Annotated in this window: 16 protein-coding genes and 1 pseudogene; 3 read left to right on the forward strand and 14 right to left on the reverse strand. The window is 39.6% G+C overall.

Translation table 11 applies throughout. The features are described 5' to 3' along the window. Window positions 1–29 precede the first annotated feature (29 nt). The 5 genes from BMZ58_RS09345 to BMZ58_RS09365 all read right to left on the reverse strand — a co-directional run bounded on the left by BMZ58_RS09345 (window position 30) and on the right by BMZ58_RS09365 (window position 5038). Complete coding sequence (locus tag BMZ58_RS09345) at window positions 30–1328, reverse strand: TRAP transporter large permease (protein WP_075036273.1); 1299 nt, start codon at window positions 1326–1328, stop codon at window positions 30–32. After that, on the reverse strand, window positions 1325–1852 hold the full coding sequence (locus tag BMZ58_RS09350; protein ID WP_244151523.1) for a TRAP transporter small permease: 528 nt from the start codon (window positions 1850–1852) through the stop codon (window positions 1325–1327). The genes BMZ58_RS09345 and BMZ58_RS09350 overlap by 4 nt, the downstream gene beginning before the upstream one ends. A 16-nt stretch (window positions 1853–1868) precedes the next feature. Beyond that, the gene (locus BMZ58_RS09355) at window positions 1869–2870 is read right to left on the reverse strand and encodes a TRAP transporter substrate-binding protein (protein WP_075036274.1); all 1002 of its coding nucleotides are present in this window, start codon (window positions 2868–2870) and stop codon (window positions 1869–1871) included. 75 nt (window positions 2871–2945) lie between these two features. After that, complete coding sequence (gene bglB, locus BMZ58_RS09360) at window positions 2946–4049, reverse strand: beta-galactosidase BglB (protein WP_075036275.1); 1104 nt, start codon at window positions 4047–4049, stop codon at window positions 2946–2948. Window positions 4050–4198: 149 nt separating this feature from the next. After that, window positions 4199–5038 (reverse strand): sugar phosphate isomerase/epimerase family protein, encoded by an 840-nt coding sequence (locus tag BMZ58_RS09365; RefSeq protein ID WP_075036276.1) that lies wholly within the window; start codon window positions 5036–5038, stop codon window positions 4199–4201. Window positions 5039–5439: 401 nt separating this feature from the next. Here BMZ58_RS09365 and BMZ58_RS09370 point away from each other — a divergent pair, with 401 nt between their 5' ends. Next, window positions 5440–5733, forward strand: coding sequence for an HPr family phosphocarrier protein (locus BMZ58_RS09370; RefSeq protein WP_244151524.1), 294 nt, complete (start codon window positions 5440–5442; stop codon window positions 5731–5733). Between the two features lie 547 nt (window positions 5734–6280). Continuing rightward, window positions 6281–7795, forward strand: coding sequence for a malate dehydrogenase (quinone) (gene mqo / locus BMZ58_RS09375; protein WP_279626125.1), 1515 nt, complete (start codon window positions 6281–6283; stop codon window positions 7793–7795). Window positions 7796–8543: 748 nt separating this feature from the next. Here the strand turns inward: mqo and BMZ58_RS09380 are convergent. The 5 genes from BMZ58_RS09380 to BMZ58_RS09400 form a co-directional block, all read right to left on the reverse strand. Continuing rightward, window positions 8544–9059 (reverse strand): hypothetical protein, encoded by a 516-nt coding sequence (locus BMZ58_RS09380; protein WP_075036278.1) that lies wholly within the window; start codon window positions 9057–9059, stop codon window positions 8544–8546. 348 nt (window positions 9060–9407) lie between these two features. Further along, the gene (locus BMZ58_RS09385; protein WP_075036279.1) at window positions 9408–11111 is read right to left on the reverse strand and encodes a methyl-accepting chemotaxis protein; all 1704 of its coding nucleotides are present in this window, start codon (window positions 11109–11111) and stop codon (window positions 9408–9410) included. After that, window positions 11108–12235 carry an ATP-grasp domain-containing protein gene (locus BMZ58_RS09390; RefSeq protein WP_075036280.1) on the reverse strand — a complete coding sequence of 376 codons (1128 nt, stop codon included), beginning with the start codon at window positions 12233–12235 and terminating at the stop codon, window positions 11108–11110. Before BMZ58_RS09390 ends, BMZ58_RS09385 begins: the two co-directional genes overlap by 4 nt. 484 nt (window positions 12236–12719) lie before the next feature. After that, the gene (locus BMZ58_RS09395; RefSeq protein WP_244151525.1) at window positions 12720–12947 is read right to left on the reverse strand and encodes a YolD-like family protein; all 228 of its coding nucleotides are present in this window, start codon (window positions 12945–12947) and stop codon (window positions 12720–12722) included. A 40-nt stretch (window positions 12948–12987) separates the two neighbouring features. Further along, window positions 12988–13212, reverse strand: coding sequence for a hypothetical protein (locus BMZ58_RS09400; protein ID WP_075036281.1), 225 nt, complete (start codon window positions 13210–13212; stop codon window positions 12988–12990). 110 nt (window positions 13213–13322) lie between these two features. On the opposite strand from BMZ58_RS09400, the pseudogene BMZ58_RS09410 reads away from it, so the two are divergent. Further along, a pseudogene (locus tag BMZ58_RS09410) lies at window positions 13323–14448 on the forward strand (IS3 family transposase). A 163-nt stretch (window positions 14449–14611) separates the two neighbouring features. Here BMZ58_RS09410 and BMZ58_RS09415 read toward each other — a convergent pair. The 4 genes from BMZ58_RS09415 to BMZ58_RS21600 all read right to left on the reverse strand — a co-directional run bounded on the left by BMZ58_RS09415 (window position 14612) and on the right by BMZ58_RS21600 (window position 16929). Further along, the gene (locus BMZ58_RS09415; protein WP_075036283.1) at window positions 14612–15091 is read right to left on the reverse strand and encodes a hypothetical protein; all 480 of its coding nucleotides are present in this window, start codon (window positions 15089–15091) and stop codon (window positions 14612–14614) included. 124 nt (window positions 15092–15215) lie between these two features. Further along, a complete protein-coding gene (locus BMZ58_RS09420; RefSeq protein ID WP_083412656.1) occupies window positions 15216–15344 on the reverse strand; it encodes an aspartyl-phosphate phosphatase Spo0E family protein in 129 nt (42 codons plus the stop codon). Window positions 15345–15768: 424 nt separating this feature from the next. Next, complete coding sequence (locus tag BMZ58_RS09425; RefSeq protein ID WP_083412658.1) at window positions 15769–16080, reverse strand: hypothetical protein; 312 nt, start codon at window positions 16078–16080, stop codon at window positions 15769–15771. Window positions 16081–16584: 504 nt separating this feature from the next. Beyond that, window positions 16585–16929: an IS3 family transposase gene (locus tag BMZ58_RS21600; RefSeq protein WP_083412659.1), complete on the reverse strand. Its 345-nt coding sequence runs from the start codon at window positions 16927–16929 to the stop codon at window positions 16585–16587. Window positions 16930–17015: the final 86 nt, after the last annotated feature.

Below are 17015 nucleotides of genomic sequence, written 5' to 3' on the forward strand. Positions count from 1 at the left end.
CATGATTGATGACGAGGTGTGCTTATGAGTTATAGTCCCAGCAGGTTCGGTAAGAATAAGCTGATTTGCGGAATGTATGTGACTAGCATAAGTAAAACGAAAATCGCTGCATAAAATGGAAGGAGTGGCTTCAGTACTTGTTCGATCTTCACTTTCCCTACACTCGATCCTACAAAGAGTCCTGTTCCAACCGGAGGTGTAATGGTACCAACGCACAAGTTGAGAATGAAGAAGATTCCAAAATGAACAGGGTCTATACCAATACCTGTAGCAATCGGCATAAAAATCGGGGTGAAAATTAGAATCGCCGGCGCTACGTCCATAACCGTACCGATTAACAGCAGGAGAAGGTTCATGACAAGCAAAATGATGATCGGATTATCAGAAATGCCTAACACCAGGCTGCTCAGCGCCGCCGGAATACCTGTGAAAGCCATAGCAAATGACATTAAGGAAGAAGCAGCAATCAGAAGCATGATCACTCCTGTCATTTCAACGGCCTGAGCCATCACATGTGGCAGCTGTGTCAACGTGATCGTCTTATAAAAGAAGAAAGCCAAAATGAAGGAGTACACGACAGCAATAGCTGATGCTTCAACTGCCGTAAACACGCCAGTAAGTATTCCGCCGATAATGATAAAAATCAAGAGGATACTCGGAACAGCTTCCCAAACGATTTTTTTCACATTCAAATTGGATTTCTCTGTCACAACCGGATATTTTCTTTTCTTAGCAATGATGTAAGAGACAATCATAATCGCGAGAGCCCAGAGGACACCGATTACATATCCGCCCATGAATAGAGCTGCGATCGAAGTCCCTCCACTGATAAGGGAGAAAATGATGAAACCGGTGCTTGGAGGGATGACCATTCCAGCCGGCGCTGAGGCAATATTGACAGCCGCTGCAAATTTCCGATCGTATCCCTCTTTTTCTTGCAGCGGGACCATGACCCCGCCGATAGCTGTGGAGGCAGCGATTGCAGAGCTGGAAATCGAACCGAACAGGCTGTTTCCGATAACGTTCGTATGGGAAAGAGAACCCGGGACCCTTCCCGCCAACAGCTTAGAAAAGTCCACCAACTTCGCGGCAATCCCACCGTTATTCATAATAATTCCAGATAAAATGAAAAATGGAACCGCTATCAAAGAAAAGCTGTCAATACTGGCTATCATCTTTTGCGCTGAGGAGAAAACCGCTATATCGATAGGCAGGATCAGTAAGATGGTAGCTAAAGACGCAACGGCAATACTGATCGCTATCGGTATACCTACCGCCAGTAGAACTGCAAAAACAAGGGCCAAAATTAAGCTAGCCTGTAAGATCATAGAACTTCACCTGCTTTTTCGTATTCCACGCTATCCCATTTTTCCATAGGCGTAGTTTTATCTTTTTTTAACAACTGAACCATATTCACGATACTGTAGAACGTGATCAACAAGCCTGATACCGGCAAGGACAGATACACGTATCCCATCGGTATCCCTAAGGAAGGGGACAGTTGGGACATCGTAATCGAGATAGCTTTCCCTCCCCCATACGTCATGATGGCCAACGAAAAGAGTAAAAAGGCGGATTGTATGAAAAGCTCTAACCCTACTTTGTTCTTTCCTTTGAACCGGTCACTGATCATCGTGAATGCGATGTGACTCCTTTTTCCAACGACATACGAGGCGGCTAACATCGAAAGCCAGATCAGACTGAATCGTATAAACTCCTCCGTGATAGTACTCGGGTTGCTCAGAACATATCGGGCAATGACCTGCCATGTTGTAACCGCTACCATAATAAGGAACAAAGCAGCCGTTACACCCAAGAGTATTTTGTCCACGTACACTTTCACTGTTTCCATTTGATTCCCCCCTTACTTATTGACCGCTCATTTCTTGAATCGCTTTATATAGATCCTTGAATTCTTCATTATTTTTGAATTCGTCGTGAAGGGGCTGTACGGCTTCTTTAAATGGTGTGTTATCCACTTCATTAAATTCTACGCCGTGCTCCTCTATCGCCATCTGCTTTTCTTTTTCAACGGCGGCTTTCCATACTTTCTTCTCGTATACTGTTGATTCTTCCGCCGCTTCATGAACCGCTTCCCTTTGTTCAGGTGTCAATTTATTCAACGTGGCTTCATTCATGACCACAATGTCAGGCACTCTCGTATGCTGATCATAAGAATAGTACTTCGCCACTTCTCCATGTCCAGCTGTCACTAAAACGAATTCATTATTTTCTGCCCCGTCAATAATCCCTTGTTGTAAAGAGGTGTACACTTCTCCACTGCTCATAGGTGTCGGGGAACCGCCGAGCAACTCGATCATTTCAATGGCCGTCTCACTCTGCATCACCCTGATCTTCTTCCCTTTAATATCTTCCGGGGATTCCACAGGGCCGTCTTTCATATAGAAACTTCTCTGTCCAGAATCATAGTATGTCAATCCAACAAACCCAAGATCTGAAGTCGACTGATAAATCGGGTCCATGATTTCTTCATTTTCCATGACATTGTAGAAATGTTCTTCTCCATCAAATAAATACGGGATACCAAAAATCGAATAGCGGTCAGAAAAACTTTCCAGAGCAGATCCACTAACCTTAGTGATGTCGACCGCCCCCGTCTGAGTCAACTCAATTAATTCCCTTTCCCCGCCTAGTTGGGAATCCGGATAATATTTGACGATGACTTCCCCATCGGTTTTCTCTTCAAGCAATCGACCAAACTCTGCCATCGCCTCTTTGACAGGCGGTGCATTACTGGCATAAGCAAAACGTAAGACGACCTGATCACCTGCTTTAGCATTCAAGCCACAACCAGCAATCATCGTAAGGACACATGCACCTACTAACAACAAGATGACATTCCTCTTCATGCTCTTTCCTCCTCTGTAAGTTTTAAAGGCTTACACGGACCACCATCATGATCCGTGTAAGGATTGTGAAGCTTATTAGATATACGTGTGCAGATATTCCGTCAGGCACAAAACAGCCAGAGACTGCCCGTACGGCATCGTCGTCGTTTTGATTTCTTTGTAGAATTCCAGCGTGTCCCCCATGCCCGTTCCGACAGAAACTTTTTGAACGGCTCCGTCTTCATTGATTTCGTTTACGACACCCTGAATCGCCTGGCTGGCGACTTCCGCGTATTTTTCATCAATGTAGCGTTTTCGGACAGCCTTCAATATTCCATACGCAAATCCAGCTGTTGCGGATGCTTCCAAATAGGAATCCGGATCGTCAATCAGCGTATGCCATAAACCGCTTTCATGTTGGTGTTCAGCTAACGTTTCAACCTGACGATTCAAAGTCTCGAGAAGAAACTCCCGGAAAAAATCCCCTTCTTTCAAGTCCAGCATTTCAATGATTTCCGGGATGGCGATAGTGATCCAGCAGTTCCCCCTGCCCCACAAAGCATTCGCAAAATTGTGGTTACCTTCAAATGTCCAGCCGTGATACCATAACCCTGTCTTTGTATCGCATAAATATTTCGTGTGAATTAAGAACTGCCTTTTCGCTTCTTCGATATATTCGGGCTTGTTCAAAAGCTGACCAATTTTGGCCAGTGGCAACACCGTCATCATCAGCGTGTCATCCCACAACTGTTCGGTATTCGGCGGACCATAGGTCATATGCTGCAAACCGTTCTCTTTGGTACGAGGCATATCGTACATAACCCAATCGGCCCACTTTTCCAAATAAGGGACATAGGTTTGATCACCGGTGTCCTCATACATATAAGCTAAGGTAAGAAACGGAGCCATCGTATTGACGTTTTTCGGCGGGACCCCTTCTTTAAACCTCGCGTCAAACCATTCGTTTACCGTTTTTAAAGCCCTTTCATTTTTCGTCAGCTTATATAAGTTGTAAATCCCATACAAACCAACACCCTGAGGCCAATTCCAAACATGCCAGCTTTTGTCATCCACCACAAGTCCATCAAAGTTTAAGAGAAATTCACCTGTGTCATCCTTTATTTGAGCCAGGTTTTCTATAAGGGAATCAATGTGATCCAGTACGGTTTCCTTCTTCAGTGTCACTTCACTCTGTATCATCTTTACCTCCAAGAATTATCATTTTTTTGATATTCTGTTTTTTGACTGCGCTTTCATTATAAAGATAATTCAAAAAATAATCAACATAAGTAAAAATATTTTGGGCTAAATTCCAAAAAAAACAACTACATTCTTTTGTTTTATTGGTTTTATGCCTGCTTGCATTTGTTTGTTAAGTAGTCGATACTTTCGTTGATATACGGTTCTTTCGTCTCTTCCATCAAAATGTTGACGAACGGTTTCTTTCTCTTCATATACTTAAACACCGCGTCGTAGTTTAATAGACCTTTCCCCACTGGGACGACCTGGAGTGTACCGTCTTCAATTCGGAAATCTTTCGCATGCATAATCGCGATTCGGTCCCCGAATAGTTCGAACGCTTCCTCAATGATCGCTTCCTGCTGCTCGTAGTTTTCGCCGGTCAAATAGTTTACAGGGTCATAAATAACTTGAAGATTATGAGAATCCACACAATCCAACAACCTCTTCATAACGGCTGGGGAATAGATCGGGTGATTGACTCCCCCTTCAATTCCGACTATCACACCGAATTTTTCGGCTTCTGATACAAGCTCACGCACACTTTGTACGACGTCCCAAAAAGGCTGTTCATGAAAATTTTCTTCTGTATATTGGATTTCCGGATGGACATTACCCGTTTCCGTCCCTACAATGCTGCACCCGAAATCACGGGCATAGCGGATATGCTCTTTGAAGCGTTCCAGCGCTTTTCTTCTTTCGTCATAATAAGGGTGAATCATATTGATATAACAGCCAAGAACGGCAATTTGAACACTCCTGTCCGAAAATGTCCTGCCTACGTAGTGAGCGAAGCCCGGACTCAAACTGCCTGTTTCCGTACTTTCCTCCCCAATCGATTTTGCCAAGGCAAGCTGAACGGATGTTAACCCTTTTCCGGAAACCCTTTCGACTAATTGTTCTAAAGGTAAACGTTCAAGGTCATGTGCTCGAATACCTAAATTGATCATCTGCAGTCCCTCCATGTGTCGATTTATTTATAATCAAAACCTGTCTTTATTGATTTGGACAGGCGCTTTCTATCATTGCTAAAGCCTCTCCATTGTGACCATGATCCTTACAAACATTTATCCCGCGTAAAATGCGGATTTTTTAAGAAAGCCTGTTCGTCATTATAGGAATATATTTCGGATAAATATATAACCCTACTTATTTTTTTATTATCCTTATTTGCCTAATTATATTAATCCCAAAGATTCTCTTGAAAATCACGTTCGATTTGAACATAATGAATATACTTCTATAACACTATGAACTGTGCTGGAAATGCCGCTCAACATAGATGAACCATATTACTTGAATTCCACAGGAGATTTCACAGAGGCAAATAATAAAAGAGAGGTTGGTTGGAATGGATGAGAAAAAAATGAATGCCGGGCTGAATGTTGCAAAGGGATTGGAAACAGGTTCAAAAGAAAGCAGGAAAGTGCTAAACATCGTTCATACGGCAAACAAGTTTGATTCGAGTATTGTGTTACATACTCCCCACAAAGTCATTGACGTCAAAAGCTTTTTAGGATTAAGTGTGTCGTTATCTGATAAGAACGATTATAAGCTGGAAGTTCATGGATCGGATAAGGAAAAGGCAGAAAAAGCAATGGTTGATGTATTTACAGAAAATGGCCTCAAGGTCCATATCATATAAGAAAAAGGCTGGGTAGGGGGTCCATACTCAGCCTTTTTCTAAGACCTCGATTGAATTTTCAACACAAAACTAGACGATCTTTTTAAAATGTTTCTGCTTGAATTTGATTCGGTTGAGATAGCCTGGAGTTCCATAAATTCGGTGTGATTATACCAGCGGACTAACTTTTGAATGTTTCTCCATAGACAAACTCTGAACTTTCAAAGGCAGACACCGCTTTTTCTGCCGTTTCTAATCGGTGATGTAATCTTTCCAAAATCCACTCCCCTTTCACTTGTTGGATTAAAGCGTCTTTGGCATCATATAAAAAACTACTATATCTACCTTGTAGGGAATGGTAGACTTTTCGATCACAAAAAACTTTATTTAGAAAGACTTTTTATCCTTAAAGAGTGGATGAGGATATTTGAAAAAAGTTAAAAAAGGCAACGTGGCATAGCAATAAAAGAAAAGCTTCAAGGAGGACGCAGCTGCTAACAAGGTACGTAGAGGGAAAATACCCTCCACGGTTGTGTAAAAATACGATACTGCCACTGCCTGTTTAATTATAAGAAGGAGGAAAAACATGAATCATAACCACACATCAACTGACGTCATCCTTATCGGTGCCGGCATCGTTAGTGCGACACTAGCTACGCTTTTGAATAAATTACAACCGGAATGGAACATCACTCTGTTCGAGAAGCTCGACTCCGCCGGACAAGAAAGTTCAAATGAATGGAATAATGCCGGAACCGGACACGCGGCTCTCTGCGAGCTGAACTATACCCCTGAACAGTCGGACGGCTCCCTGAACATCAGCCGGGCGGTGGAAATTAATGAACAATTTCAAGTTTCCAGGCAACTCTGGTCGTACCTTGTCGAGCGGGGTGACCTTCAAAATCCCGAGGAGTTCATCCGCCCCTTGCCTCATGTAAGCTTTGTTTACGGAGAAGATCATGTGGAATTCCTGAAAAAGCGGTTTGATGCTCTAGCTAACAATCCTCAGTTTCAGGGGATGGAGTTTTCCGATAATCCTGAAAAAATAAAGGAATGGATTCCTTTAATGATGGAGGGCCGCTCCTCCGCAGAACCGATAGCGGCAACGAAGGTTGATCATGGAACAGATGTTAATTTTGGGGAATTGACACGTCAAATGCTGAACAACTTAGAGCAGCAAGACAATGTAGAGATCCGGTACAATCATGCGGTAGATGATATGAAACAAAGGGAGGACGGCTCATGGGAAGTCAAGGTACAAAACCTTGAAAAAGGAACGCTCGAGGAGCATACGTCTTCCTTCGCCTTTATCGGTGCCGGGGGCAACGCCCTGCCATTACTGCAAAAAACGGGGATCCCCGAAAGCAAACACATAGGAGGATTTCCGATTAGCGGCCAATTTCTCGTTTGTGATAATCCGGAAGTGGTTGAACAGCACCATTCCAAAGTTTATGGAAAAGAACCAACTGGTACCCCGCCGATGACCGTACCGCACCTGGACCGTCGCCATATTGAAGGAAAAAATACGCTATTATACGGACCTTTCGCCGGGTTTACGCCAAAATTTTTGAAGACCGGTTCTCCGATGGATCTGTTTGGCTCGGTGAAGCCGACGAATGTTTTGACGATGCTCGCAGCCGGCGCAAAGAATACATCCCTGCTCAAATATTTGGCGCAGCAGCTGACCATGTCCAAAGAAGATCGAATGGAAGAACTTCGGAATTTTGTTCCGAACGCTTCAAATGAAGACTGGGACCTGCTTGTAGCTGGACAGCGCGTACAATTGATTGAAGATACAGATGAGGGCGGACGTGGAGCTCTCCAGTTTGGTACCAAATTGATTCACGCAGAAGACCGTTCCATGGCGGCACTTCTGGGCGAATCACCGGGGGCTTCCGTTTCCGTTTCGATTATGCTGGAAGTCTTACACAAGTGCTTTCCTGAGTATCAAAAAGCGTGGGAACCAAAGCTCAAAAAAATCATTCCTTCCTACGGCGAGTCGCTGGAGGATCATCCGGAGCTGCTTGAAAGGGTTCATGATTCTACCTCACGCACCCTTGGTTTGATGGAGCCTGTAAGATAAACAAAGCAAATCCGCATAACGATAGAATGATTAACCAACGAAGCATTGAGCCCAAATGGCGCACGATGCTTCGTTTATTTTTGGTGTCTTAGATTTAGCATATAAGAGCTTTTTAAAATACAAAGGAAATATGATTGCTCGCTTAAATAAAATTATTATCATTTGATATTTGAAATGACACGGTTTGAACCGAAAGCCATCGATTTCACCCTCTAACTACATGTAACTTACAAGTATATGCTATTATATTGGAAAAAAATTTGGAAACCACATAACATAGTGAAACGGACGAGATGTGCACTTTATTTGATATATACTCTTGAGAGGCTTTTTAATAGATGGCAGTCATTTATAATTACATAAGCCGCTAGCCACCAGTCATTTATCCTTGGAAGGTTTGGATGATAATAAAGATAAGCTAGAAGTGAAACAACCTAACCTATTAGGGTTGAGGGAGAAGCCTCTCTGAGGGTAAAGCGAGTTTAGGGAGAGTTGAGGGGCTAAAAAGTGAGGGAAAGTTTTTTCAAGTATGGGCGGCATGATGTGATGACGCCCCGAACCCTTTCAAAATAGGGTTTAAGGATAGATTGACGGGATTATGACTGGTTTTAAAAATCGCTTACTAAATTAAAAAGCCTCTCAAGAGTAATTTTCCGATTCGTGAGGTTTTCTGTGAGGTTTCAAAACCTCACAAGTCAGATACTTTTTAAAGCAAGACCCAATTTCGGTAATCGTTATGGATGATTTTTTAGTCCCCAGCCTCTTTTTCAAGTTCAATAAACTTGTTAACTGATTCCATATAAGTGGCCAATCCAATTGTACTTACTTTTTTACTCTCTGGAAAATCAGCTTTTTCATAATGGTTACCTAACTGCAATAGCATCTGTTTGTCCTCTTTAGAAATGGGTTCCTCAGAATGATTTATTTTCTGCACAACTGGTATATACTTCTCATTTAAAATTCTTTCGAAATCAGTTAATGTCTTGGTAACTTCCAGTGTAATTGGTGAATCAACTTCATATAATTGAGTGGCATAAGAGACACCCGAGGTAGCAACAGATAGTCTATGGAGCATCCCAAGCCTCTGACGGGAAAATATAGAATGGTCATCAACACTGAATGCTTTCAAGTGTACCGTTTTATCTAAAAAATCCATGTGTTTCTGTTCAATAATTGACGCTTGTTGCTGCCACTTATAGAAAAACAACACATTTCCCAAAAGAGATATAACTAACAAACTAATTATAATTTTACGCTTACTCATCATTACCTCCTACATACATCGCATTATTTCATCCCTCGTTACTTTTCTTGTGACTTTTAAAAAGTCACATTCTCCTTGATGAATTGGTTTGAATTCCGGCACAAAAAGACCAACAGCTTAGAAGGCTATTGGAGTGGGTATGATTGTACATGATAAACTAATGCAGAACACTATTAAATCAATGTTCTTTAGGGTTGTATGGCTAAGACAAATAAAAAGGGGGGCAATAATAATGAAATTATGCCCCACTTTCTGCCCCAATAATAGATAAAATATTAAATTCAAGTTTCTACATTATAATGTAGTCTCATTTAAATAAAGCAATTAACCATGTCGCCCTTAACAAATCTATATCATAAACTTACGGACTTGCTTATTTAAGTCATCCGCTAATTCCGACAACTGGCTTGCGCTATTAGAAACCTCTTCCATGGAGCTAATGCTTTGTTGCGTAGAAGCTGCAACCTGTTGGACTCCAGCTGCCGCCTCTTCAGATACAGAGGCGATTTCTTCAATGGAAGTATCCATCTTCTGACTATCGTTTGCAATATCGGTTAAGTGTGACGCAATTCCTTGTATACGTCCAGCCATCTCACTTACAGAAGAATGAATTGAATTAAAGGTCCTGCCTGTTTCCTCAATTTGTTTAGAACCTTGTTCCACTTCCATATAACCTGCATCTAGGCTATCCGCAACAAGACTTGATTCAGTTTTAATCTTATCAACAATTGATGTTATATCAACAATTGAATGGGATACTTGCTCTGCTAATTTACGGACTTCATCTGCTACTACAGCAAAACCTTTCCCATGTTCGCCAGCTCTTGCTGCTTCAATAGCTGCATTTAAAGATAGCAAATTGGTTTGATCCGCAATATTTTCAATTACTTGGACAAGCTTAGTTATTTCTTGTGATTGTTGATCTAATCCGCGTACCTTACCAACTGACTCTTTAACAATCATATTAATAGTGTTCATTTGATGAACTGATTCTTGCATCATACTTTGACCTTCATCTGACATTGCAAGAACCTCTTTAGAAGTAGAAGAAATACTTTTTCCGTTCTCATTAGCTTCTTCAATTTTACGAGCAAAACCTTTCATTATTTCAGATAAATCCGTCGAACTATCTGCCTGAGCCTCAGCTCCTGAAGAAATTTCTTGCATTGTAGAAGCTACCTGCTGGTTTCCTTCTCTTACTTCGTTTGCTGATTGTGTCAATTCTTCTCCCTGAGCCGTTACCTGATTAGATGAATCAAGTACTCCTCCCACTAACGATTTTAGGTTATCTTTCATTTTATTTATTGAATCTGCGAGTTGGCCAATCTCATCTTTGCGATCCACTTGGACTTGTGCAGTTAAATCCCCATCACTTACCCTGTTAATTGATTTCAACAAGGATGTGACAGTTCGGTTCAATTTATTCCCGTATAAATACGCTAATAAAGCTCCTAAAATTAAGGCAACTACTAAAAATGCAATAAGAAAGAAGTTAATGTTCCTTTGTAAATCAGTCACAAATTGAGTACTCATATCCACTCCAACAATAGCTTCTGAGTTTTCCATGGGTATAAAAATAGATTTATGTACTCCCCACTCGTCCTCATATATTGAGGTGACTACTACCTCATCATTGTTAAAGGCTTGATTTTGCTCATCAGTAAAAGGAGACTCAATCATAACGTCTTCACTTCCATTCAAGCCCACGATGTAATCGGTGTCCGCTTTCTTCGTCAAAATATATGCATATTCGAGACGTTCTTCCCCTTCCATAAATGCGTCTAAGGAATTGATTATACCTGATGGGTTAGCTTCGGGGTTGTTAATGACTTCATTAACCTCCTCTACATCGATTGAACGGACCAGTTCCTCACCGTTTGTTTGAAGAATTTGTTCAAACTGAGGAAGCACATAATCATTAATAATATGTGAGGAAAGGATTTTAACAAAGACAAATACCAATACACCTAAGATTATAATAGGCGTGATAAAGTTTAGAAATAATTGAGATTTAAGGGATTTATTTGGGTTAAGTTCTTTTACTTTATTCATTTGACTGCCTCTTTCACTTTTTTTAAATTAATATATGATGATAAGTCAAGCTGCAAAAGACGATCAATTTCTTCTATATTTCTTGCTTTGAAAAAAATAACTGCAAACGTGCGATCAGTTGTTGATTCAATTTCACGGTATTCAAGCACTTCACTGAACTCTTTTTCTAATGATGTATGATTGATACTCTCTACAAGATTAATACTTATATTATTTGGTATTTCCGCACAGAAGAAACCATATAAAGATTGATCGGGTCGGTTAATAATAGGTTCCCATTCAGGCTTAGCATCTAAGAAATAGCTTTCAGAAGCGTTTATATTAAAAGCATGATAACTAACATCAGTTGTGCCTACACCAGCAAAACGAAGTGGATTCATCTCGATTGGCACAATTCCTTTGCGCGTCCTGCGCACCTCTATATGAAATGGATAGTTTTTTAATGTAATTTCTTCATTTAATTTCTGAAGGTATTCTAAAGCTTGACCTTGCACTTCCTTTATAATTTCACTTGATGTGTAATAAATACGGTCTGATGTATCCTTATCATTGGCGAAACGCCTTTTGAGGATGTTTAGGATTACAGGTATACCTCTATTATCGAAATAACAGTCTAATGCATATTCGTCCCCTTCTATCCATTCTTCTATAATAATTTGGTCACTATCAACGACCGTGTCAGAATAAATATTTTTAGCTAATAAGATGTCACAGTATAGGTCTTGAACAGCTTGCACCCAATCATTTTCCTCTTTTACTATGTAAACTCCTACACTCCCATATCCCTTATTTGGCTTAATTACAACTGGATATGGAATCGACTCCTTATTCACCTTCAGTAATTCTTCTATACTAAATAACCTGTAAAAAAAATCTTCATTAAGAGATGAAGAGATTTTCCTGAATTCGGCTTTATTTTTAACTAACTTTGAAGCTCTAACATTAGGGTGATTAGAATCATTCTTTTCCAGGAGGTCTAGACAGTCTTCCGAGGTGGTTAACATCTTTGAATTGACCTTAAGGTTTAGAGGACGCTCATCATTTAAATAATATATGGGAATGTGATTCGACAAGGCCGTTTGAACCAGGACTGGGGAAACAATTTTCCCATCAGTTATAAGCATATAGTATTACCTCCAAAATAGTTATAGTGCTAAAACTTATTAGCACTCTCTATATATCGGAAGCCTTCCTCTCATTTTTAGGGTGTAATTTAAGCAATATTCATTTGAGTAAAAAAGACCTAAAAATGTTCAAAATAATTCCATGTTAAAAAATTTAGTAATTGTAATTGTTTTTTTGAAAGAGTAGTTAAGTATAAATGAAAGAAGATTATTAATGTGTACCGGTCTCATATATGTAAATGGGAACAACCTAAAGTGAAGGTACTGTCACTGAAAGTGTAACTAAAGCATTTGGTGACCTTACTTTTTACTTAAAACGAATGTTTTTTGGGAATGCACCTTAAATAAAAGCTGAGGCTAATCCACAAAATGTAAACCTACAAGCAGCCTATACAACTCGGACTGGCTGCCTGTTTTTACTACAAAACCTTAACCTCAAATATGTCATCGAACTCAATAGTTGTAGTCAGCTTATCACACAGGTCTATGCATCGCCCTTACGAGTATTAGGATCTATGGAGTCGATTTTCACTTTTATGTAACTAAAATCAAATCCATTGTGGTACTGAATGTTGATGGTAAGGTCATCTTTAATAGCTAATTTCAATGCAAATTCTATCTCTTCAGCTTTTTGCTTATCCAGTATAGGTTTTTCTATACGTTCATCTTCTTTCCAGACTTGCTTGATCATCTCCACGTGTTCAGGAAGCATTAATGAAGTCCATTAAATTGTTCCTCGATCACGATTCCGATTATCCATTGACGACATCTTTCCTTTCTTTGTACGGGTATACCGACATTATTCCATTTTTTCGGAATGAACGTACTCTCATTCGATTGTAACAATAAGCAAGAACATGATTTTCACGTACTTCTACAACACGCATTCTTCGCTTACTCATGCTCCCTCTCCCATCTACATAGATCATTTCAAGATGTTCTTTAGTATCTACTGCTCGATTCAATGCTCCATTCATTTATCGTCACTCCTCTTTTCATATGAGGGGTGGATAGGCTACGCTTGATTGGACAGTTTCGTTAAGGTCCGGTACACTTTACTAAATATTTCAGTCGGGGAGAGCGGACCATGACCAAAAGAAACCGTCGTACGTTTACGGAAGAATTTAAGAAACAGATTGTGTAACTTTATGAGAATGGTAAATCTAGAAAAGAGATTATCAAAGAGTATGAATTGCGTCCTCTTCTTTTGACCGATGGATTAGTCAGTATTGGCAATCCGGTTCATTTAAAGAAGAAGATAATCGCACACCTGAACAAAAAGAACTCATCCAGTTACGTAAAGAGAACCAGCGACTGAACATGGAAAACGACATTTTAAAGCAAGCGGCGCTGATCATGGGACGAAAGTAAGTGTGATTCAGAACTACTGTCACAAATACTCGGTATCAGCAATGTGTGCCGTCCTTCAACTTCCAAAAAGTACGTTTTACTATGAAGCATCAGACAAAGACACATCTGAAGAAGAAGAGATAACCACTCTTATAGTCGAGATTTTTCATGAAATTCGGCAGAACTATGGAACCCGAAAAATCAAGCACGAGCTATATAAGAAGGGCTTTCAAGTTTCTCGTCGTAGGATTGGTCGAATTATGGAAGAACAGGGGCTTGTCTCTAAATATACCGTGGCACAATACAAGCCGGTGAAAAGCCCGTGTAACGAGTCGGAACAGGGAAACACGTTGAATCGTCAATTCTCTCAAGACCAGGCTCGTAAAGTTGTGGTGAGCGACCTGACCTACGTACGAGTCCGTTCGAAATGGCATTATATTTGTACGATTCTGGATCTGTATAACCGTGAAATTATCGGTTACAGTTCTGGTCCTCAAAAAGATGCCCGTTTGGTTCAGAAAGCTTTTGCCTCTATCAATGGAAATTTACGTGATTTAGAACTTTTCCATACCGATCGTGGAAGTGAGTTTAAGAATCAAGCCATTGAAGAGTTACTAGAAACCTTTAACATTGACCGGTCTTTGAGTATGAAAGACTGCCCTTATGACAACGCGGTCGCTGAAGCTACATATAAAGTGATTAAAACAGAGTTTGTTTATGGAGAAACTTTCGCAACCCAAGAACAATTAAACCTGTCTTTATTTGACTATGTCCACTGGTACAACCATATCCGTATTCACGGAAGTTTAGGCTATTCGAGCCCTATTGAGTTTAAAAAGAAGCACCTTAACAAAGTTGTCTAGTTCTGTGTTGACAATCCAGGGGCCAGAACAACATTAGGCAAAGAATATAACGGTGTACCGGGGGTTCTGGATTAGTGACATCCAGAATAGCCATTGAAGGGCGGTAACGTTCTTGAAGATCTATATTTTGTAATCGATAAAAATCTTCTACATTATTAAGTGTTTAGATAAACTTTTGGTTTAAAGCCCAATATTCTTCCTTGAGTGTTCGTTTTGAAGTTCTTCCCTTGATTTGGTAGGCAGAATTTTGAAAGCTTTCATGCTGATCAAGCAAAAAATAATCAGTTAGTAACTCGGGTTCTACTACCATCGCTTTTGTTTCTTCCAATAATATTAAACATAGTTTCATGTCTCCTACGTTTTCCTCCGATAGTGCAATAAGATGTTTCAAATGTGATTGAGAAACTCCTCTAACTACTCCTTCTTTTCTTAACCTTTTAGAGGCCTCAATTGCCATTTTCTTAGAAAGAAATAAGGGGATAACATTACCCTCCATTCTAATATAATTACCGTTCACACCTTGTTCATAACCTGAATCTTTCTCCATAATTGTCCAGAATGGTTCCCCCATGACAGACTCGTCAGGTAATAGTTCAAAAAGAGATTCTATCGTTTTCTCTATCCATTCATCTCTATTTTTCATAAATATGTTTCCCCTTTCATATATACAATAATTTACAGTTTTAAATTTGACTGTTTCTAAGATCAGACAAGTGAACAGGTTATGTAGTGTTTACTGCTTTCCTATCCCTAATATGCAGTTTTGATTAAATGGCCCTGTATAAATTCAATAGCTGATCCGGCTCTTGACTACATTTAACAGCCTCTTTACTTGTGAACCCCTTGTCTAAAGCTAACTTATTCATTTTCTGTCTTTTTTTACCTATACACTGCAATAGCCTTTATTCCACCTTCTTCAAAAATATAAAATCCTCCTTTTTTATTGAGATATCATGAGATTTATTATGGAGGGATTTAGTTTTATTTGAAATATCTTAGACAAGACTAGTCATGACTAGACAAAATCAGATTAGAAAAAGTCTCGAAAATACAAAAAAAGTAAAGAGGAATTAAACCTAAATGAAATAATAAAATTGGATCGGTCTAGCTCTTCACGATGATCTGCTTTCATTTATGTGAGCTTAATTTTGTGAACTTCGACTCTTTCGGTATGGTCATGCTTGGAGCACACAAAGGGTATGATGATTGACAAATTAATTTAAAGAGCATAAAAATTGAGCCCCACAAGGCATCAGATTTGAGTGAGTACTAGATACTCCTCTTCCAAAATTTCGATGCAATGTAGGGCTCTTCTCGTAATTAAATATCTTCCTCTAATTTTATTACATATGGAAATAATTCATCGGTGAGATATTGAATACAGTCATTCTCCTTAAATTTATCATCTTCAGCCTCTTCATTTTTAAAAGTTAGCTCATTACCGTTCAAATTCAGATAAATTTCAATAACAGCAAGGGCTATCCTGTTATTACCGTTATGAAAAATATAACCATTTCTAGCGATAGAATAAAGTAGCAACAAGATTTTAATAACTGAAGGGAATTGTTCCTCTCCAAACAATTTTGTTTTTTTTAGGTCTTTAAAGTCTACAAATTTGGTGTAAAAGCACATTCATTCAACCCCTGTACTATCAAGGTATAAATAGTCCATTCAGGATTGGTCAATCTTTTTTCTCCTTAAATAAAAAATCTCACCCTGGTCCACCTTAAAGAAGCGTAGTGAGTTCTGTAAATCATACTTTACAAATAATGCTTCACATTGTCATTCTTTTTTTAGATGGCTTCCTTTAGTGAACAAGATAGCTGACCTTTTCAATGTATCCACTGATTATCTTTTGGGCCGATCAGATATTTCAGATCATCAAGATAATAAGCAATGAATTTGATTCCATAAAAGAAGTGAATAAATTGATGGACCAATACGGAATCGAAGACGCAGATTTTTTTTGACTTGGAAAAGTGGAAGTCAATGAGTCCGGAGCAAATAAGGGAATTGGAAAGTTACTTTCAATATTTAGTGAAAAAACCTAAAGAGATCGAGGAAAAAGAAAATAAATAAAAAGCAGGGAACTTCACTTATAGGAAGGGTAGTGCCCCCTAAAAGTTAGAGTTTTTATTATGAAGCTGATTGGCAGGTTTGAGTCCGGTATTGGATGGGACTTAAACCAGCCAATTCTGCTTTTATGCGTTCATGATTGTAGTAGTCCATGTATGCTTCTAGTTTTCTTTTAAGCTCTTCATAAGAAACCAGTTCTTCTCCATAATACATTTCCTGTTTCAGAATCCCGAAAAAATTCTCCATGGCCGCATTATCTGCGCATTCGCTTTCCTGGACATACTTTGGAAGATGCGATGTTTCTTTAAGGTTTTCACCCACTTGTTGTGTTGGTAATGCCAGCCTTGATCGAATGGATGGTTGTCCGGTATTCGGCTTCCGTTTGGATAGTTTCCAATACTTCATTCAACGGCTTCAGAACAAAGTCCAGGGTTGGTCGTTTGGAAATGCCAAAAGAGATGATTTCTCCATTGAATACGTCCATGATCGGA

Source organism: Halobacillus dabanensis (genome assembly GCF_900114165.1).
In the GTDB taxonomy this organism is placed as follows: Bacteria; Bacillota; Bacilli; order Bacillales; family Halobacillaceae; genus Halobacillus; species Halobacillus dabanensis.